The organism is Vreelandella salicampi, from assembly GCF_013415105.1.
Classification (GTDB): Bacteria; Pseudomonadota; Gammaproteobacteria; order Pseudomonadales; family Halomonadaceae; genus Vreelandella; species Vreelandella salicampi.
Genome location: NZ_JACCDF010000004.1, coordinates 144,900 through 163,955, shown reverse-complemented (window position 1 = coordinate 163,955; position 19,056 = coordinate 144,900). Strand labels below are relative to the sequence as shown.

At 58.4% G+C, this 19,056-nt stretch carries 15 protein-coding genes; 12 read left to right on the top strand and 3 right to left on the bottom strand.

The window, feature by feature from the left end:
- Positions 1-14: 14 nt before the first annotated feature.
- The 6 genes from HZS81_RS06950 to proB all read left to right on the top strand — a co-directional run bounded on the left by HZS81_RS06950 (position 15) and on the right by proB (position 5,992).
- Positions 15-1,406 (top strand): DUF6844 domain-containing protein, encoded by a 1,392-nt coding sequence (locus tag HZS81_RS06950; protein ID WP_179929830.1) that lies wholly within the window; start codon positions 15-17, stop codon positions 1,404-1,406.
- Positions 1,406-2,689 carry a CsgG/HfaB family protein gene (locus HZS81_RS06945; protein ID WP_179929829.1) on the top strand — a complete coding sequence of 428 codons (1,284 nt, stop codon included), beginning with the start codon at positions 1,406-1,408 and terminating at the stop codon, positions 2,687-2,689. Before HZS81_RS06950 ends, HZS81_RS06945 begins: the two co-directional genes overlap by 1 nt.
- Positions 2,690-2,897: 208 nt before the next feature.
- Positions 2,898-3,209 (top strand): 50S ribosomal protein L21, encoded by a 312-nt coding sequence (gene rplU / locus HZS81_RS06940; protein ID WP_179929828.1) that lies wholly within the window; start codon positions 2,898-2,900, stop codon positions 3,207-3,209.
- 31 nt (positions 3,210-3,240) lie between these two features.
- Complete coding sequence (gene rpmA / locus HZS81_RS06935) at positions 3,241-3,498, top strand: 50S ribosomal protein L27 (protein ID WP_179929827.1); 258 nt, start codon at positions 3,241-3,243, stop codon at positions 3,496-3,498.
- A gap of 141 nt (positions 3,499-3,639) precedes the next feature.
- On the top strand, positions 3,640-4,827 hold the full coding sequence (gene cgtA, locus HZS81_RS06930; RefSeq protein WP_179929826.1) for an Obg family GTPase CgtA: 1,188 nt from the start codon (positions 3,640-3,642) through the stop codon (positions 4,825-4,827).
- A 31-nt stretch (positions 4,828-4,858) separates the two neighbouring features.
- Positions 4,859-5,992 carry a glutamate 5-kinase gene (proB, locus tag HZS81_RS06925; protein ID WP_179929825.1) on the top strand — a complete coding sequence of 378 codons (1,134 nt, stop codon included), beginning with the start codon at positions 4,859-4,861 and terminating at the stop codon, positions 5,990-5,992.
- 18 nt (positions 5,993-6,010) lie between these two features.
- Here proB and HZS81_RS06920 read toward each other — a convergent pair whose 3' ends face one another.
- Complete coding sequence (locus HZS81_RS06920) at positions 6,011-7,012, bottom strand: DUF1853 family protein (RefSeq protein WP_241697404.1); 1,002 nt, start codon at positions 7,010-7,012, stop codon at positions 6,011-6,013.
- Between the two features lie 156 nt (positions 7,013-7,168).
- Between HZS81_RS06920 and HZS81_RS06915 the strand changes: the two genes are divergently transcribed.
- From HZS81_RS06915 to HZS81_RS06895, 5 genes are all read left to right on the top strand, one after another.
- Positions 7,169-9,106, top strand: a complete 1,938-nt coding sequence (locus HZS81_RS06915) for a metallophosphoesterase family protein (RefSeq protein WP_179929824.1) — start codon at positions 7,169-7,171, stop codon at positions 9,104-9,106.
- A 107-nt stretch (positions 9,107-9,213) separates the two neighbouring features.
- Positions 9,214-9,927, top strand: coding sequence for a protein-L-isoaspartate(D-aspartate) O-methyltransferase (locus tag HZS81_RS06910; protein ID WP_179929823.1), 714 nt, complete (start codon positions 9,214-9,216; stop codon positions 9,925-9,927).
- 121 nt (positions 9,928-10,048) lie between these two features.
- A complete protein-coding gene (locus HZS81_RS06905; RefSeq protein ID WP_179929822.1) occupies positions 10,049-11,824 on the top strand; it encodes a bifunctional diguanylate cyclase/phosphodiesterase in 1,776 nt (591 codons plus the stop codon).
- Positions 11,825-12,271: 447 nt separating this feature from the next.
- A complete protein-coding gene (locus HZS81_RS06900) occupies positions 12,272-13,597 on the top strand; it encodes a sensor domain-containing diguanylate cyclase (protein ID WP_179929821.1) in 1,326 nt (441 codons plus the stop codon).
- A gap of 70 nt (positions 13,598-13,667) precedes the next feature.
- Complete coding sequence (locus HZS81_RS06895) at positions 13,668-15,404, top strand: putative bifunctional diguanylate cyclase/phosphodiesterase (protein ID WP_179929820.1); 1,737 nt, start codon at positions 13,668-13,670, stop codon at positions 15,402-15,404.
- Between the two features lie 123 nt (positions 15,405-15,527).
- On the opposite strand, the gene HZS81_RS06890 is transcribed toward HZS81_RS06895, so the two are convergent.
- Positions 15,528-16,430: a putative metalloprotease CJM1_0395 family protein gene (locus tag HZS81_RS06890; RefSeq protein WP_241697403.1), complete on the bottom strand. Its 903-nt coding sequence runs from the start codon at positions 16,428-16,430 to the stop codon at positions 15,528-15,530.
- Between the two features lie 151 nt (positions 16,431-16,581).
- On the opposite strand from HZS81_RS06890, the gene HZS81_RS06885 reads away from it, so the two are divergent.
- Positions 16,582-16,803: a DUF2835 family protein gene (locus HZS81_RS06885; RefSeq protein WP_179929819.1), complete on the top strand. Its 222-nt coding sequence runs from the start codon at positions 16,582-16,584 to the stop codon at positions 16,801-16,803.
- 7 nt (positions 16,804-16,810) lie between these two features.
- Here HZS81_RS06885 and HZS81_RS06880 read toward each other — a convergent pair whose 3' ends face one another.
- Positions 16,811-18,988 carry a cytochrome P450 gene (locus HZS81_RS06880; RefSeq protein ID WP_179929818.1) on the bottom strand — a complete coding sequence of 726 codons (2,178 nt, stop codon included), beginning with the start codon at positions 18,986-18,988 and terminating at the stop codon, positions 16,811-16,813.
- Positions 18,989-19,056 lie beyond the last annotated feature (68 nt).

Genomic DNA, 19,056 nt, shown 5'->3' with positions numbered 1-19,056 from the left:
GAAAAGGAAGTCTTATGAAACGTGTCATACAGTGTGTTGCCTTAACGTGTTGGATGCTGCCGCTATCGGTGGCTTGGGCGCAGGATGTCGCCGATCAGGCGCGCGAGTCGCAGGAAAATGCGGCCAGTACGCCGCCTTCGCCGTTCATGGCGATAGACGAAGTGTCAAGAAGTGATGAAAAAATCCAGGCCTTTCTGAATGAAAGGGGATGGGTTCAGGGGGAGTCACCCAACAATCCCGCCGGTGGCACCTTGGTGGTAACCAGTCAGGATATCGCCGCTGACCCCACCAGCATCGATTTTAGCCAAGCGCGGTTGATTGCGACCGAAGAGGCGTTTCTGCAGGCGATGGGGGAGCTGGTCGCCCAGGATTCGGTCAACGTTGGTAAGCGCATGGCAGATCGCTTTATGCAAAACGGCCTGCCGCAGGAAGTGGAGGATACCACCAGCCTTAAAGCCTTGGGTGACGCGTTGTCGAGTCGCTTGGCGGAGGCGTCGGTGCAGACCCTTAATCGTGTCATCGAAGAACTTGGCGGCGATGTTAGCGGCCTGCCGCAGCTTAATATCGCCGAGCGCGAACAGCTGCTATTTGATGAATTTGTCACGGAAACCACGTGGCAGGCGATGGGAGAGCTTTCTGGCATCGGGATTTTTGGGGTGATCGAGGAAGTCGGCGGTGACGGTCCCGTTAATAACGGTCGCGTCAGCGTCGTCGTGGTCAAGTCTGACCGGTTTAGTGAGTTTGGGCGTCAGCTGCGTACTGGCGATGTCGCTCCCGGTCAGGCAATCCCCGTGGAACAGATTCAGCAGCGCCTGCAGTCTCAAATCGAGGCCGGTGAGCCGATGCTGGGCTACTTTGGCGTACAGCCGATCGCCGATAGCCAAGGGCGTTATGGGTTGATGGCATTTGGTACCGGTGCGCCATCATTGGTGCGTGGTGCGATGGATGAGTTTGAAATCAGCGCTGAGCTTGAAGCGGCACGCTCAAGCGCACAATTGATGGCAGACGGCTGGCTGGCGCAATTCGCGACCATGACGGTGCAAGGGCAGAAAGAGAGCGCTCGGCGCAAGCTGCAGGAGCGGGTGCGCGAGACACGGGCCGACGGTACCGCGCGGGAGTTTAGTTCCTCGGCGGTGGGGCGAATGGTGAATAACGTGCTGCGTTCGGAATCGCAGGCGCACTTGCAGGGCGTACAGACCATCGGCCAGTGGAGTGCGACTGACCCCACGACCGGGCACCCTTATCTTGGCTATGTGAAGTACTGGTCTCCCGCTACCTCGGCAAAGGCGCAAGGTCTCGTGCCCGAGACGGTGCCAGAGAGTGGTACAGCGACCACAGGTGGACGCTCGGATTCCGGCGGAGTACCTGAAAGTTCACGCTCCACCGGCGCCTTTGGAGAGTGGTGATGCGTTCTTTGTTTCTGCTACTGCTAGGGTGGCTGGTGCTGAGTGGTGTCAGTGTTTCGGCGTTTGCCGGTGTACAAACACGCACCGTTAATGCGGAAGGCACCGGCGCCAATCGTGAAGAAGCCATTTTCAACGCCCTGGGTGAGGCAGTGCGTCAGGTGCACGGCGGGCACGTTGACGCTAGCCGCGAGCTGCGCCGCTCGATGGAACGGTTGTCGGTACGCGATAGCAGCGGGCGCGAAGCGTCCGTGACCTATCAACAGGAAACGTCCAGTGCTACCCAGGTAGAAAGCCGTGGCCTCATCAGCGGCTATCGCGTGGTCAGCGTTTCCCCCGCCGCCGGCGGCGGACAGCGGGCGCAGTTGGAGGTCAATCTACCCGTTTACCGTGTGCCCGGCAGCGGCGCGCAGTCGAATCGGCGCCGGCTAGCGGTGTATCCGGTGGAAATGGATGCAACCGCGTTGCGGCTCAGTGGGCAATCGCTAAGCCCGAGCGAGGTATCACGCCGGATAACCCAGTCGCTGGTGAGAGCCCTGGTCAGTTCGCGGCGCTTTAACGTGCTGGACCGTGACATGCGCACGGCAATGACGGCTGAGCAGCGCTTCGTCGCCTCAGGCCGTGCTGGGCTGGCCCAGAAAGCCATGCTCGGACGCGAGCTAGGCGCCGATTATCTGCTGACAGCGCGCCTGACGGAGCTGGATATGTCGATGAAAGAGGTTAGTAACCCGATTACCGGCGAGCGTTCGCAACAAGGGGAAGGCGTTGCGACCTTAGAAGCGCGCGTTGTCATTCCCGCTACGGGGCAGGTGATGTGGAGCCATACGCTCACGACAGATCTGGCCGCATTAGGCATTGACGCACCCAATGGTGGCGGGTTCTCGCAACAGGTTTATGACCGTTTGGGCGATGAGCTGACGTTTCAGGCCTTAAATGTCATTTACCCTCTGCGCGTGGTCGAAAGCGAGCCAGAGCAACTGGTGCTTAACCAAGGCCAAGGCATGGTAAGGCAGGGGCAGCGCTGGGCCGTTTACGATATCGGGAAAGCCTATAAAGATCCGTATCACGGGGAACGCCTTGGCGCACGTGAAACATGGCAAGCCGATGTAGAGATTAGCCGAGTGGCACCAAAGGTTGCCTATGCCCGCGTGGTGAAAGGCAGCGTATCGGGAAATGGGCAGGTGTTGCGCCGCATTGACGCCACCGGTAACGCCACCCGTGAAGCCGAACGCGAGGCGCTACGTGGTACACGCGAACGGGTTTGCTTGCCAATGGACCCTTGTTAGGCTTGGATAATAACGATGAGAGCGGGTGAAGAGGTTGTGGTAGTAGGCCAAACTCGCTATAATCCGCGACCCGCTCATCATGCTCCCTGTCAGATGGCTGCCGAAAGGGGCGCCACTCGCCGCAGGTCGACCAAGAGCCAAGCCGATGAGCGCCGTCATTGCCGTTAACGCGGTAGTATGGCAACAGTGATCCGTCCTGGAGAGAGACATGTTCGCAGTAATCAAAAGCGGTGGTAAGCAGTACCGCGTTGAAGAAGGTCAGACGCTCAAGCTTGAAAAAATCGAAGTCGCCACCGGCGAAACGATTGAGTTTGATGAAGTGCTGTTAGTCGGTAACGACGATGATGTTACCGTTGGCGCACCGCTTGTCGATGGCGCTAAAGTATCGGCGGAAATCGTCGATCACGGTCGTGGTGATAAAGTGACTATCATCAAGTTCCGTCGTCGTAAGCACAGCATGAAGCGTCAGGGCCACCGTCAGTGGTTCACCGAAGTCAAAATTACCGGAATTTCCGCATAAGCGGTTGATTCCCCAGTAGGAGGATTTTGCAATGGCACATAAAAAGGCAGCCGGCTCCACGCGTAACGGTCGCGATTCCGAATCCAAACGCCTTGGTGTGAAACTGTTCGGCGGCCAAGCGGCTACCCCGGGCAACATCATCGTGCGTCAGCGCGGCACCAAGTTCCACGCGGGCACTGGCGTTGGCATTGGTAAAGACCACACCCTCTTCGCGCTTGACGAAGGGTTGGTGAAGTTCGAAACCAAAGGCCCGAAAAACCGTAAGTTCGTCAGCATCGTTTCTGCCTAAGCAGATTCGCGGCGAACAAAGAAAAGCCCCGCTATGGCGGGGCTTTTTTGTCTGTAGGGCGTGTTTTAGCGTACAACGTTTTCATGCACCACATAGACGTTTTGTTGTTATCGGCGGCGGAAGCGGCCAGGAGAAGATTCCATGCAGTTTGTCGATGAAGCTTCCATCATCGTTGAGGCCGGTAAAGGCGGCAACGGTTGTCTGAGCTTTCGCCGCGAAAAGTATGTGCCTAAAGGCGGCCCGGATGGCGGCGACGGCGGGCACGGCGGCAGCGTTTATCTGATTGGTGACGATGCGCTCAATACGCTGATCGATTTCAAATACCAGCGCTTCTATAAGGCTGAAAATGGCCAGGGGGGCATGGGGCGCCAGATGAGTGGCAAGGCAGGTGAAGACCTGCACGTGAAAGTCCCAGTGGGTACGACGGTGATCGACGAGGACACGCTCGAAGTCATCGCCGATGTGACCGAGATTGGTCAGGTCGTGCTCGTGGCGGATGGGGGGCGTCGCGGTTTAGGCAATATTCACTTTAAGTCGTCGACCAATCGGGCGCCGCGGCGCACCACGCCGGGCACCGAGGGTGATCGCCGCAACTTGCGCCTGGAAATGAAGGTGATGGCCGATGTCGGTCTGCTCGGTATGCCGAATGCGGGCAAATCGACGCTGATTCGCTCGGTCTCGGCGGCCAAGCCCAAGGTCGCCAACTACCCCTTTACGACCTTGGTACCCAACCTTGGTGTGGTCAAGCTTGGGCTGCACGAGCACTTCGTGATGGCCGATGTGCCGGGCTTGATCGAAGGCGCCTCCGATGGTGCCGGGTTGGGGCTGCGCTTTTTGAAGCACTTGACCCGCACGCGCCTATTGCTCCACGTGGTCGATGTGGCGCCTTTCGACGAATCCAACCCGGTAGACGCTGCCAAAGCCATCGTCCACGAGCTGGGGGAATTTTCTCCCGCACTTGCCGAGCGCCCGCGCTGGCTGGTGCTGAACAAGTTCGATCTGCTGCCGGAAGAGGAACGTGAGGCCCGTGCTCAGGCGATTATCGACGCGCTGAACTGGGAAGGCCCGATATTTCGTATTTCGGCTATCAGCAACGAGGGCACCGATGCTCTGGTACAGTCAGCCCACCGTTGGTTGACCGAACAGCAGCGCCTGGAGAACGAAGACGAAGAGGCGCACGCCCACGAGCAAGAGATGCGTCGACGCATGGAAGACGAGTCGGTGGCACGCACCGAAGCGCGGCTGGGGCGCAAACGTAAGCCCCGCGATGAAGATGATGATGACTTCGACGACGATGATTACGACGTCGAAGTGGAGTACGCCCCTTAATGACGGCGTTAGCGATGGATGGAGAGGTGATGTGAGCGAGCAGGCACTCGGTCGCGAAGCGCTAAGCGGCGCGCGGCGTGTGGTGGTCAAAATCGGCAGCGCGCTGTTAACCAATGATGGCCGTGGGCTGGATGACGCCGCGATTGGCCGTTGGGTTGATCAGATCGCCGCGCTGCATCAGCGCGATATTGAGGTCGTGCTGGTCTCCTCCGGTGCGGTAGCCGCTGGTATGGTGCGCTTGGGGTGGCAAGTGCGCCCCAGCGCCGTACACGAATTGCAAGCCGCTGCTGCGGTCGGCCAGAACGGGCTGACCCAGTGCTATGAGCAGCACTTTGCCCGCCACGGCATGCTCACCGCACAAGTGCTGCTGACTCACGATGACCTCTCCAATCGCAAGCGCTACCTCAACGCGCTCTCGGCGTTGCGTACGCTGGTGGAGATGCGCGTGGTGCCGGTGATCAATGAAAACGACACCGTGGTCACCGACGAGATTCGCTTTGGCGATAACGACACCCTCGGCGCATTGGTGGCCAATCTGCTCGAAGCCGATGCGCTATTCCTGCTGACCGACCAGGAAGGGCTGTTTGACGCCGACCCACGTCACACCCCGGATGCGAAGCTGATCACCGACGGGCACGCTGATGACCCACGCTTGGCGGCGGTAGCCGGTACCGGCGGTGCGCTGGGCCGTGGCGGTATGAGCACTAAAGTGCGCGCGGCGCAGTTAGCCGCGCGCTCCGGTGCGGTGACGGTGATCGCCAGCGGCCGCCAGCCTGAAGTACTCACCCGGTTAATGGCAGGCGAGCGGCTGGGCACGCTCTTGCGGCCTGAACAGGCGCCAATCGCGGCGCGTAAGCGCTGGCTGGCCGGTCAGCTACAGGTGCGCGGTACGCTCACCCTTGATGCCGGGGCGGTTAAAGTCCTGCGCGATAAAGGCTCAAGCCTCTTGGCCGTGGGCGTGTGTGAGGTGCAGGGTGGCTTCCGCCGTGGCGATATGGTGACCTGCGTGGACGAGCAAGGCGCGCTGGTGGCAAAAGGCCTGGTGAACTACGGCGCTGAAGAGGCGCGCCAGCTCGCAGGCCAGCCGAGCCATCAAATTGAAGCCATCCTGGGCTACATGGAAGCTCCCGAGCTAATCCATCGCGATAACTTGGTCGTGGTATGATCAGACGGTTGTTTAACGCTAGCGCGGCGGCAAGGGAATCTGGCGCGGCCAACCGCTGGGCACGATGAAGATACGCTGGGTCTGGCCGTTGTGGGGGTGGTAAACCATCACCTGCTGTGGGGTACTGTAGGCCATCACGCGGTCGAGAATCGGCGAGATGGCGTCATGTAACGGCTGAAAGCTTGCTAGCGCTGGCGGTGCGAGCCAATGCGGCTTTTCCAACCACGCGGCAAGCGTATCGGACGGAAAACCGGCAGCCAGTGTCGGCCAATCCTGTAAGTAGCACCAAAGACCACGCCGATGCGCCGTCATTGCCCCTCTAGGGGGTGAAAGCCTAGCGTGCCAAGGATAAAAGAGGACACCGGGCAGCGCGAGCTGCGAGCGAATAGGCGGCAGGGATTCACCGCTGTCACGCGGCGCGAGCCAGTGCGCCAACGTTTTGCGAGCAGGCGGCGTACGTGCGATGGGCAGTTGGTGACGAGCAATGTGCCGACATTTAAGCGCCAAACTATCCAACCCGCCCGGCCCGATCCAGCGGCTTAGACTCGCCTCTTCTCCCGGGCCATCGGGCAGCCCCAGGTAGAACTTGATCGCCACTTCCAAGTGAATGGGGGCGGGATCAAAGCAGGTACGGTAGAGGATATCCAGCTCGCCCAGGGTGTTGCGCCGCTGGAAAACACGCACGTTGGTCGCCAGCAATCGCGTATCGGGCGCATGGTCGAGCACGTAGTGCCACAGCCGCTCGTGGTAATGCCCCATCCGTGAATGGCGCAGCGCGCGCCAAGAAAACGACTCGACGCCCTGACGCTGGCGCGCTAGCCAGCGGGTGAGTGCGTGCGCATCTGCCCACCCAAGCGCTTTTAAGCTGGGCCGGCCAGAAATATCGGGTAGCACGACGATATCAGGGGTGTGGAGCAGCCAGGCGATATCCCGCAGGGCAGGATGTTCCATCTCAGTGGCTACGTTTTCCAGGCCGACCGTATGGCCATGCGACGGCCATTGAGCAATCTCGGTTTTCAAGAAGACTCCTTCTGTCACATGGCATCGTTGCGTGTCTTCATTGACGGTCAAGGTAACATGTCGGCCGTTTGAAATCGTTAACACCTCGGCTTTCAACCGCCTAGTGGATTCGTGGTTCAATCAACTCAGATTGTGGCCCGAGCAGAAGGAAAAGCTATGCACTCAAATGCGTCAGCCGCGACAGAGACAGCCCCGCTGCCGGACATCCTCGCTGGCCCGCTGCTGCGGCGTATCACGCCTACCCGCTGGGTGATGTGGCTGGTGGCCTCGCGCAGGGTTTCGCTGACACTGACGTTAACCCCGCCGGAAGGCGAGGCGCAGCGTCATCGCCTAGACGCGGCGTCACAGTGTTTGCCGCTCGGCGAGCATGCCTACGTTTATCTGATCGACTTGCCGCTGTCGCAGCCGCTTCCCATGGATACGCCGATCCCCTACGACGTGCTGCTCACGCAAGCAAACGGCACGCAGCAGGGCATTGCCGAGTGGGCGCCGTGGCTTTGTTATGCGGGAGCCGAGTCGCCAAGCGTGGTGATTGCCTCGCGCCACCATCAACTGATGCACGGTTCCTGCCGTAAGCCCCACCACGATAGCGCCGATGGCCTCGTGCGTGCGGATACCTGGCTTGAAGAACAGGGCGGCGCGGCAGCGACCGAGCGCCCGGCATGGCTATTGATGACCGGCGACCAGGTCTACGTGGATGACGTGGCAGGGCCGATGTTGCGCGCGATACACGCGCTGATTGCCCGGTTAGGCCTCGTGGATGAGCACCTTGAAGGGGCGACGGTTGAGGATAGTCAGACGCTTTATCGTTCAACCAACACGTATTACCACCGTGAAGCACTGCTGCCCGATGTGACCAGCAACACCGCCCTGCGTGAGCGCTTTTTCGGCGGGGTAAAAAAGCCGGTGTTTACCTCTGCTAACGCGCATAATCACTTGATGACACTGGCGGAAATGCTAGCGATGTACTGTTTGGTCTGGTCGCCAACGCCTTGGCAGCTCATCGCCCCTGACATGCCGGCGCTGGATGCAGCGGAGAGTGCTATCTATCGCCAGGAACAGCCCATCATCGATGCCTTTGTGGCAGGGTTGCCGCAGTGTGCGCGGGTGATGGCGCACCTTCCCACCCTGATGATTTTTGACGATCACGACGTGACCGATGATTGGAACCTCACGGCGGACTGGGAGCGCGCGGCCTACGGCCATCCGTTTTCTAAGCGCATTATCGGCAATGCACTGCTGGCCTATTTGCTCTGTCAGGGCTGGGGCAACGCACCGGAAACGCTCAATCCGCTAGTGGCGAAGGTGCGCCAATGCCTTGAGCAGGCGCAGGGGGCGCTTCCCATGAGCGATCATGATGCCTTGATCGATGACGTGCAGCGCTTTCAAGGCTGGGAATTTCACCTTCCCGGCACGCCTGCGCTGATCGTGCTGGATACGCGCACCCGCCGCTGGCGCAGCGAGAGAAGCCCCAACCGCCCTTCGGGGTTAATGGATTGGGAAGCGCTGATAGAAATGCAGCAGGCGCTACTGGGCGCGCCGAGTGCGGTAATTGTCTCGCCAGCGCCGATGTTTGGGGTGAAGCTGATCGAGGGCGTGCAAAAGATATTTACCTGGTTGGGCAAACCGCTGGTCGTGGATGCGGAAAACTGGATGGCCCACCGTGGCGCGGCGAATGTCCTCCTGCACATTTGGCGTCACTCCAAAACGCCGGGCAACTACGTCATTCTCTCGGGCGATGTTCACTATTCGTTTGCCTACGACATTATCGTCCGCCACCGTCAGCACTCGCCGAGGCTTTGGCAAATCACCTCCAGCGGGGTGAAAAACACCTTCCCCGATACGCTGTTGGATGTTTTCGACCGTTTGAATCGTTGGCTTTATGCGCCTTTCTCGCCGCTTAACTGGTTCACCAAACGGCGCAAGCTCGCCGTCTACCCGCGCGACCCGGACCGCGCTAAAGCGGGCGAACGGCTGTGGAATGCCAGCGGGATTGGCTTGGTGACCTTGGACGAGCAGGGCCGCCCAACGGATATTCGCCAGCTCGATGCCCGTGGCGATGACGTGGTGTTTCCTCCGCCAAAAACAGACTGAGTGCTGTCTGTGAGTGCTCTCTTATTGATTCACGACATCACCGATTTGGGGGTTCTCGGTCCGCGTATACTACCTTTTAGATTAATAGCGGACACGAGGATAGCGACATGGCAGAGGAAAGCGATCAGCGAGCTTATGCACGCCGTCGCCAAATGATGGTGGAGCGCCAGATCGCCGGGCGTGGCATCGCCTCAACGGTGGTACTCAATGCCATGGGCAAGGTGCCGCGGGAGGCCTTTCTGCCGCCTGACATGCGCGATTTTGCCTATGAAGACGCGCCGCAGCCGATCAACGAGCATCAGTCCATCTCTCAGCCTTACATCGTGGCCCACATGGTGGATGCGTTGCAGCTTACCGGCGGTGGCCGACTTCTTGAGGTAGGTACCGGCTCGGGCTACGCTGCCGCCGTGCTGGGTGAAATCGGCGAAGAGGTGGTGACGCTTGAGCGCTACCAGACGCTGGCCGACAGCGCCCACCAGGTGCTCCAAGTGCTTGGCTACGATAACGTCGAGGTGATTCATACCGATGGTACTCTGGGCTGGTCTGAAAAGGCGCCCTATGATGCCATCGTAGTGGCTGCTGGCGGCCCCGAGGTGCCCGAGTCGCTCAAGCAGCAGTTAGCGGTCGGTGGGCGCCTGGTAATTCCGGTGGGGCCTACGCAAACCGAGCAGGCGCTGATCCGCGTGACGCGGGTCTCGGTCGATGAATTTCACGAGGAGCCTCTTACTCAAGTGCGCTTTGTGCCCTTGGTGGGCGTCGCTGGCTGGGAAGATCGTCACGGCACCAACCCCGACAAGCGTGCCCCGGTGGCAAGTCGGTAAGCGTTTCACTGGAGCTTGGAATCGCGGTACTTGAAATAGCAGTTTTAGCGGCGTTGTCACGTGACTGTCACCATAATGACGCACGCTGTGCGTTGGATTCTGACGCAAGGTGATGGCAGGTATGACCGCTCAGGAAGCACAGTGGCTAACGCGCATCATCGCCGATGAGGCGCTCGATGTACTTTTTCAGCCTATTGTTGATACCAGTCAGCAGGCGATTTACGGCTACGAGGCGCTGGTGCGCGGGCCGGTGGCTTCGCCGCTGCATTCACCGCTACGGCTATTTGAGGTGGCCACTCAAGCGGGCAAGCTGGTGGAGCTGGATATTCTCTGCCGCCGTTTGGCGATTCATCGCTTCGCCGCGTTGGATTTGCCCGGCTTTCTTTTTCTCAATGTGATGCCGCTGACCATCGTCGAGCGCGACTTTCGCGAGGGCCTGACGCTTGGCTTTATTAACGATGCAGGCATTCCCGCGGAAAGAGTGGTGATCGAGCTTACCGAGCACGTGCCGATCCATGACTACGCACTTATGCGCCAAGCAGTGGACCATTACCGCGACATGGGTTTTCGCGTTGCCTTGGACGATTTAGGTGCGGGCCATTCCAGTTTGCGCCACTGGTCCGAGCTGCGGCCAGATTTCGTCAAGCTGGATCGCCATTTTATCTCTGGCGTCGACCAAGAACCCGCTAAGCGCGAGTTTCTGCGCTCGATTATTGGGGTTGCGCGTAGCCTCGATTGCAAGCTGATTGCTGAAGGCGTCGAAACGGCCGCCGAGCATTTATGCCTGTGGGAGCTCGACCGGGGGCTCTCGCTGCTACAGGGCTTTTACTTTTCCCGCCCCAAAAGCGAGCCACCGATTAAGCTCGCCATGCCGCTGCCGGGTACCGCACCGCTTCAGGTCATCGCCGGGCGCAACGCGCGCACGATTTGTCGGCAGGTAGCCGACGTGGCGCCTGAATGTTCGGTGCCCAAGCTTGCCGAGCGCTTTCGCTGCCACCCCGAGCTTCGCTGTGTAGCGGTAGTCCAGGACGGTAAACCGCTGGCGGTTGTCCGGCGCAGTAGCTTTTTAGCCTTGTTCACCAATCCTTTTAGTCACGCGCTGTACGCCAAAACCCGCGTGATGGATGTGGCCGATAAACGCATGCTGGTGGCCGAGGCGGAGATGCCGCTGGAAGTGCTGAGTCAGCGGCTAACCGACAGCCACGAGATTGAGCAGGAAGATTTTGTGGTGACGCAAAACGGCGGCTATTTGGGGATGGGAAATATCGTCGATCTGCTGCGCGAAATTACCGCCATTCAGGTCCGCCAAGCGCGCCACGCCAATCCGCTGACCGGGCTTCCCGGCAATATTTTGATCAACGACACCCTAAACGATTACCTAAGCTCAGGGGAGGGCTTTGCAGCGGCCTACGTGGATCTGGATAACTTTAAAGCCTTTAACGATGCCTATGGCTACGCTCGCGGCGATCACGTGATTATCTCGGTTGCCCGGCTGTTGCAGGTTCAAGTGGAGAGTGCCGGCGGGTTTACCGGCCATATCGGCGGCGATGACTTTATGTTGCTGTTACCGCTTGCCCACTGGGAAAATGTGACGCGCCAGATTTTAGCGCATGTCGAAGCCATCGCGCCGAGCTTTTACGAGGTGGTGGACCGCGAGAAGGGCGGCATCAAGGTCGAAAATCGCCAAGGAACGGCGAGTTTTTTCCCCTTTTTCAGCGTCTCAGTGGCGGTCAAGCCGGTAGCCGCCGACGCCGGTTTAGAAGCCCTGGATATCGCCAGCGACCTGTCGGCATTAAAGCATCAGGCAAAGAAGATCGCCGGCAACAGCCTTTTTGTCGAGCGGCGCGATGGCAGTGCCGCTTCACGACAAAACGAGGGGCGTCACGCGGCGTCTTGAAAAGCAATATCGCGCTAATGAAGTAAATTGCATGCGACTATAGTGTGATGCGAATCAATATCCCGGAATGAAAAATCCCCATACTGCTGGCACAATGTGATCAGTGACATGCATGACTCACATGCAGCATCAAAAGGGGTAGGGGATTGATAAAATATTTGAGTCGGACGCCGATGTGGGCCAAGTTTGCGCTGGTCTTGGCGTTGCCACTGCTGGCGCTGGCATGGTTTGCGATTAACGGTGTGATGGAGCGCCAAGCGACGGTGCGGGAGTTGGTTTGGGATGTAACGTAAGTTAGACAGCGTGCCATTGACGTGTATCAATAATTTGAAAAGCTGCGTGATGAAAACGTCTTAGTGGCTCCCTTTTTTTGTATGGGGTTCGCTATGCTTCTCTTATATACGCCGCAAACTGGGGCGAGGGCTGACGAGTTTCAGGAGTAATGCCATGCACACCCCCTCTCAGCACGATAACAATCTCGATAACAAAGCCGCAGATGATGACGTTATGAGCCTGCGTTTTGAACAGTTTTATATCGCTGTCGAGCAGAGCCCGGTGGCAACGGCCATTACCAATGCCGATGGCTGCATTGAGTTCGTTAACCAGCGGTTTTTGGAAATTACCGGCTATACTCGCGGCGAGCTGCTGGGAAAAACGCCGGCATTGATTCAATCCGGCATGACGCCTAATCGCGTTTACGACGATATGTGGGCGACGCTGCACGCCGGTAACGTCTGGAAGGGGGAGATTTTAAATCGGCGCAAAAACGGCGAGCTTTACTGGGAAGCGCAAACCATCACACCGGTAAAAAGCGCTGAGGGCGAGATCCTTAACTTTGTCGCTGTGAAAGAGGACATTACCCACCGTCGTCAGCAAGAAAACGAACTGCGCTTAATGGCGGCTGCCTTTGAAACCGGGCAAGCCACCTTGATCACCGATGCTGATATGGTTATTAAGCGGGTTAATCAGGCGTTTACCGACATTACCGGCTATCACAGCGAGGAAGTGATTGGGAAAACGCCGAAACTGTTTAAGTCCGGGCGTCACGATAAAGCGTTTTATCAACGCATGTGGCAAGCACTGCACGAAACCGGTCACTGGCAAGGCGAAATATGGAACCTCAATAAGTGGGGCGATATTTATCCACTCTGGCAGTCCATTACCGCCGTAACCGATGCCGATGGCGAGGTGCGTCATTTTGTGTCGGTCTTTCACGACATAGCCGAGCGCAAGCGTATTGAGCACGAACTTGAGAACCAAGCGACGCGTGACCATTTGACCGGCGCGTATAATCGCCGCGCCTTTGATTCGGCGTTACGCCAGTGTGTCAGTGATGCCCTCCATGCTCACCAGCCGTTTGTGCTTTTGATGTTTGATCTTGATCACTTTAAGCAGGTCAATGACGCCTGCGGCCATGACGTCGGTGATGAAATTCTGCAGCAGTTAGCGGTGTGTATAAAAGGCTGTTTGCGCGATAGCGATATTTTGGCGCGCTGGGGCGGTGAGGAGTTTGCTATTTTGCTGCGCAGCACCCAGCAATCAGGGGGTGAAACCTTTGCCGAGCGTATTTGCGAGCGCGTGCGCAGCCGTATGTTTTCAGGTCTGCGCATCACGATCAGTGTTGGCGTGGGGGAGTACCATCTCGGCGAAACCCAAGACATGTTGATTAACCGCGTGGACCAAGCCCTTTACGCTGCCAAGCATCAAGGTCGAGATACCGTGGTGGCGTGCGCGCAGGCAGAAGCCGACAACGTAGAAGAAAACGCATGGTGATCGGCGCATTTCTTGGCATGCCGCGTGAGCGGATGCCGTTGGAGTCAACACAACACAGGAGCCGAGACGGATGTGTCAACTGACACTGCAGAGCCATTATAGTGCGACACCGCCGGCCAAAGCTGAAGACCTGACGCAAACGGTATTTTGCCAAGCGAACGAGGCGATAATCATTACCGACGCGGAGAACCGGGTCACCCAAATCAACCCCGCTTTTAGCGAGCTGACTGGCTTTACCCTGCAAGACGTGGCGGGTAAAACGCCGGAAGCCTTTAGTATTCTCCCGCTTGACGATACCCAGACTACCCGGTTTATGCGCGAAGAGCTGATGCTACGCGATCGTAGTAAAAGCCAAGTGAGCTATCAAAGCCACGATGGCCAGTTCTATCCGGGCATGATGTCGATCAACCGTGTGCGCGACGCGAACGGAGAGGTAAGCCACCACGTGATTGTGCTGGCAGACCTTTCCGCGATTCCCTCCCACGCGCGCCATTTGAGCCGTGAAGTTTATTTTGATGCATTGACGGGCCTGCCCAATCTGCAGCTTTTGACTCAGCTGATTCAAGAGTCGATGCAGCATGCAGAGAAAACTGAAAACACACTGGCGGTATGTTCGCTGGATATCGACTTCTTCAAAAAAGTGAACGATCAACTCAGCCCTCAAGTAGGGGATGCGCTGCTGTCGACATTTTCCCAGCGTATTAGCCACCTGCTGTTTGGTGACGACGTGCTCGCGCGCGTCGGCGGGGATGAGTTTGTTTTGCTGCTGCATCACGGCGTGGATGAGGCATTTTTCGATAAACTTTTGACCTCCATTCGCAAGCCGTTGATGATCGAAGGGCAAAGTGTGCATTTAACCGCGAGCTTAGGGGTGACGTTTTACCCGCAGGATGCCGTCCAGGGCGACGTGTTATTGCGCCATGCCAACCAAGCGATGTACCGGGCGAAGCAGCGCGGCCGCGATACCTTCCACATTTTCGACCCTGACCACGACCGCTTGCTGCAAGTGCGCCACGAACAGCGCCAGCGCTTTATTGCCGCACTGGATAATAACGAGTTGTGCCTGCACTACCAACCTCAGGTGGATATGTGCAGCGGAGAAGTGGTGGGGGTTGAGGCGCTGATTCGCTGGCAGCACCCCGAGCAGGGATTGCTTCCCCCGGCGCAGTTTCTGCCGGTAATTGACGCCTCTTCACTGGAAATCGACTTGGGTGAGTGGGTATTAGAAACCGCCATGCGCCAGCTAACACGGTGGGCTAAAAACGGTATTGCCCTGCCGATTAACGTCAATATTAGCCCGACCCATCTGCTGGTGAGTGATTTTAGTCAGCGCTTAGCCGCGCTGCTTTCGCGCTACCCCCATGTGCCACCTGCCATGCTTAAACTTGAAGTGTTAGAGAGCGCGGCGATGCACGATACCCAGGCGGCGCTTGAAACCATGGCCGAATGTCAGCGTCTCGGGGTGAATTTTGCCATCGATGATTTTGGCACCGGCTTTTCGTCGTTAACCCATTTGCGCCAGCTGCCGGTGAATTTGATCAAGATTGATCAGAGCTTTGTGCGCGATATGTTGAGCGACCAAGACGATATGGCCATTGTAGAAAGTGTCATTTATATGGCGAATCGTTTTAATCGTCCGATGCTGGCGGAGGGTGTTGAGACCCTCGCCCATGCCAAAGCACTGATAGCGCTGGGCTGCGAGCTAGCGCAAGGATATGGCATCGCGAGGCCCATGCCGGCAGAAGCATTGCCGATGTGGCTGACGCATTGGCCAACACGTGAAGATTGGAAAGCGCTAACGCACTAGTAACGGAGAGAAAAGCAGGTATTAGCAAAACAGGGGCGAGCAAAACAGAAGTGATGAAAAATAGAGGCATAAAAAACGGGGCGTGGCGCCTTATGTGCCACGCCCCGTTTTGTGTCCCGCCCGTTAAGCGGCGCGGGCGGTAGGGTCAGGGTTCGCGGTGGGGTCAACGGCGTTAGGTGGCTGAGCTACCGAGGCGGCCGCTAAACTGCCTTGTGCCGCCGCGGCACTTGCCGGGTCTGGAGCCATAACCGCTATGGCATCGCTGCTTTCATTGGCAGAAGGAGCACTGTCAGCCTGAGCAGTCGCGCCGGCATCGTCAACGCTTTCATCGCGGTTTGATTCGGCGCCAGCGCGGGCGTTATTCATCTCGCTTTGCTGCATGGCCGCTTCGAGCTTGGCTTCTAGCATGTATTGGCGTGCTTGAGAGGCGACTTGGCGATCCTTCGATGAGGGCTCAGCTGGCGCCATCGCGGCGGAAATGACCGTCTGCATTTTATCGATGGTGGCTTGCGGGTCACCGGGCACCGGGCCGTAATCAATCGGGACTTCGCCGGCGACGGCATAGCGCTCGCCATCCGGGCCGGATTCATACTCGTAGCTGGCGCTACCGGCGTAAGCGCCGCCGGCCACTTCGTGTGCGCGTTCGTGCTGGCGAACTTCCTGGTCGGTACGCTTGAGCTGATCAAGCTGGCGAATTTCCTGATCATCCAGCGGGGTGCCGTCAGGACGTGTGGGGCCAGGGCTAACGGCGGATTCGCGCTCTTCATCCTCGCTGCGCTTTTCACCCGCTACGTCCTGATTGCCGTCAGTGGCGCGTTCTGTTGAACGGCGGCTGCCAGCGCTCTCTTCAGCGGCAGTAGTGCTTTGGCTCGCGGCACGATGCTCGGCATTGCCTGGCGGCATACTGCGTTGATCGGCCTGGGAAAGCGTTGCTTCTCCCGCACGCGGCGCGGCATTGGTGCGCGCGTTCTCGGTCGCAGTGACAGACCAGTAAGTCGATGGAGTGCTAACGGGTGAGATTTGCATAAGCCGTACCGGGAAGCGTAGCGATAGGATAAAATTAAGTATCGGTGACCCGCACGAAGACTGCAAGAATTAAGCGAAAATGGGTAAATACATCGTTATTCAATATACCGCTATTAGTACTAAGTGAGTCAATACAGGGCCAACCAGCGTAATGCATAGTATTGATATTGTTCTTCATCTTTCTTTTGATGAGTGCTTGGCCCACTACGAGGGGCGCATTGCTAATGTGCGCACGCGCAGTGTCGATGGGCGTTGGGTGATTTTTCCCGCCGAGGCAATCCGCCGGGTGGTCACGCGTGACGGCGTGCAGGGCACTTACCGACTTGCCTTCTCTGATGAAGGCAAGTTTATCAGCATCAAACCACTGCGCTAACGGGTCGTTACGGCGCCCCTGTACGGATCCGGTCCATAATAACGGATGCAATGTCCCGGCGGGCCTGCGGGTCCTGTTCCACCAGTTCCAACAGGGCGTCGCGCGGGATGGCCAGGGTCTCCACCGGGCCATCCGGCGTAACCCTTACCGTTGCCGTTCGCGGTCTTGCTTCGAGAATACCGATTTCACCAAAATGGTCGCTAGGCTGAAGCGTGGCCACCTGTTGTGTCCCATTCGCATCTTCGACCAGCACGGCAACCGTCCCGGTGAGCAGAATGTAAAACCAGTCGGCGTCATCCCCCTGGCGAATGATGGTGTTGTCGGCCTCGAAGTGTTTCAGCGAACCGGTTCCAGCTAATGCTCGCAGCCGTTCTGACGTGAGCGCGGGCAGGGCTTTGTGCATCCGGGTGGTGAGGTAGCGCTGGCGCAGCGCTGCCGCGATTTCGCCGGGCACCAGGTCATCTTTAAGTACAATGGTAAGGAAGTCCTCCCGCGTCATTTCCAGTACCAGTGTGCGGGTCGCCGACAGGCAGTTAGCGGTTCTGCGACCTTCCCCGAGTAGCCCGATTTCGCCAAAGTAGTTGCCCGGCTCCAACATGGCCAAGTGTTCACCCGCTTCCGACGTCACCTCAACGTTGCCTTCAATCAGCACATGGAATGTCTCGGCGCGTTCCCCATGGTGGATGATGTAATCACCGGGCTCATGGCGGCGTTCGGTCACATGGTCCAGCCGTTCGCGCATGGCGGGTTTCGCCAGACGACCGCTTTCGAAAAGCTCATCGAGCGCGTTGACGGCCAGTTGCGAGTGATCTGCCTTGCCCGCCTCATGCTCGGTGCGCTCGTCGATAAAGCGGATACGGAATTTGCGATCCGGTGCCGGCAGCGGCGCGAGGACGGTCCGCAGCGGGTCATTGGCCGGTACGCGCTCGAACGTCCGCCGGCGAATGATGCGGCTGATCGACACCAGCGTGCACGTCTCTACCAGCCCTCCCGCCGGGCAGACGCGTTTGCCGTATCCGTAAGGGGCGTAGGCGCGGCGTTGCTTGTGTTCGTTGCGTGGTGCGCGGCACCGGTCCGGATCGAAGCGGTGCGGTTCTGGATAGAAATCCGCACTGAAATGGTTAGGGACCCCGCTGTAGACGCAGAACTGGCCCTTGGGAATCTTGTAGCCGTGGAATTCGAAGGGTTCATCGACCATGAACGGCATGCCGAGGGATACCGGGTGCAGCCGCATCGACTCCTTGAGCGCCGCGTTCAGCGTGCTCATACCGCGCAGATCGAGACTGTCCGGCAGCCCGTCGGCATAGGCGCCATCGACTTCCTCGCGCACGCGTTCGTAGTGTTCCGGGTTCGACAGCAGGTCGTGCAGCAGGAAGGCAACGGTGCGGTTCATATACACCACGGTACCGATAATGCCGTATTGCAGCGTGGCGATCAGATCCTTGCGCGGCAGCGGGTTGCCGTCATCGTCTGTGGCGCTGACGAGCGCATCCAGAATCGTGTAGGGCATGCCATGGTCTGCCGGGCGATTTTCATAACGCGTGAGTACGTCTTCCGCCATCTTCATCACATCGCGCCGTAGCTTCTTGTAGGCTGGCAGGTGGACGCTCCACTCCGGCACCTTCTTCACGCCAATGTTCATGACCCACACCGCGTAGCGGTTGGCGGTCTCAAAGTAGGCGTCCAGGCTTTCGCCACACAGTAACCGGCTGTATTGATCGAAGCTGATGCGCGTGCACAGATCCATGACCGATACGGTGCTGCCCGGCGGATGCCGATCCAGGCCCTCATCCACACAGTTAACCAGGTCGGGAATAAACTCCGCGGCCAGCTGACGGGAAAACGCGAGACGTGCTTGGTTGCGCAGATTCTGATACGTACCGACGGGCTGCGTCAGCAGCACGACCCCACCGATCTGTTTGTCCACCGGGCCGAAAAAAGCCTCCCGGCTCATGCCCTGTTCGCGGAATTCCAGCAGGTGATTCAGCGATTCCGGGCCCGCCATGATGGTGTAATTACGAAACAGGTAATTGACCTGAAACACGGGGCCGAGCTTCTCGTATGCCTCACTGAAAAAACGATTGGCGTCCTTGGTCAGCAGCTCGATTGTGTTCCCGAGCAGGGGCTGGCCAGGCAGGCTGGGCGGGGGCGGAGGGGTAGACTCAGTGTGTTTCGAAGCAGTCATCAAGCGAATTCCTCTGATTGGGCGCGTGGACAGCAGTACACCGCAGGCGACTGAAGCCGCGCCGGAAT

Coding starts and splice junctions, on each gene's coding strand:
- HZS81_RS06950 (WP_179929830.1), top strand. CDS start 15: ATGAAACGTGTCATACAGTGTGTTGCCTTAACGTGTTGGATGCTGCCG.
- HZS81_RS06945 (WP_179929829.1), top strand. CDS start 1,406: ATGCGTTCTTTGTTTCTGCTACTGCTAGGGTGGCTGGTGCTGAGTGGT.
- rplU (WP_179929828.1), top strand. CDS start 2,898: ATGTTCGCAGTAATCAAAAGCGGTGGTAAGCAGTACCGCGTTGAAGAA.
- rpmA (WP_179929827.1), top strand. CDS start 3,241: ATGGCACATAAAAAGGCAGCCGGCTCCACGCGTAACGGTCGCGATTCC.
- cgtA (WP_179929826.1), top strand. CDS start 3,640: ATGCAGTTTGTCGATGAAGCTTCCATCATCGTTGAGGCCGGTAAAGGC.
- HZS81_RS06915 (WP_179929824.1), top strand. CDS start 7,169: ATGCACTCAAATGCGTCAGCCGCGACAGAGACAGCCCCGCTGCCGGAC.
- HZS81_RS06910 (WP_179929823.1), top strand. CDS start 9,214: ATGGCAGAGGAAAGCGATCAGCGAGCTTATGCACGCCGTCGCCAAATG.
- HZS81_RS06905 (WP_179929822.1), top strand. CDS start 10,049: ATGACCGCTCAGGAAGCACAGTGGCTAACGCGCATCATCGCCGATGAG.
- HZS81_RS06900 (WP_179929821.1), top strand. CDS start 12,272: ATGCACACCCCCTCTCAGCACGATAACAATCTCGATAACAAAGCCGCA.
- HZS81_RS06895 (WP_179929820.1), top strand. CDS start 13,668: ATGTGTCAACTGACACTGCAGAGCCATTATAGTGCGACACCGCCGGCC.
- HZS81_RS06890 (WP_241697403.1), bottom strand. CDS start 16,430: ATGCAAATCTCACCCGTTAGCACTCCATCGACTTACTGGTCTGTCACT.
- HZS81_RS06885 (WP_179929819.1), top strand. CDS start 16,582: ATGCATAGTATTGATATTGTTCTTCATCTTTCTTTTGATGAGTGCTTG.
- HZS81_RS06880 (WP_179929818.1), bottom strand. CDS start 18,988: ATGACTGCTTCGAAACACACTGAGTCTACCCCTCCGCCCCCGCCCAGC.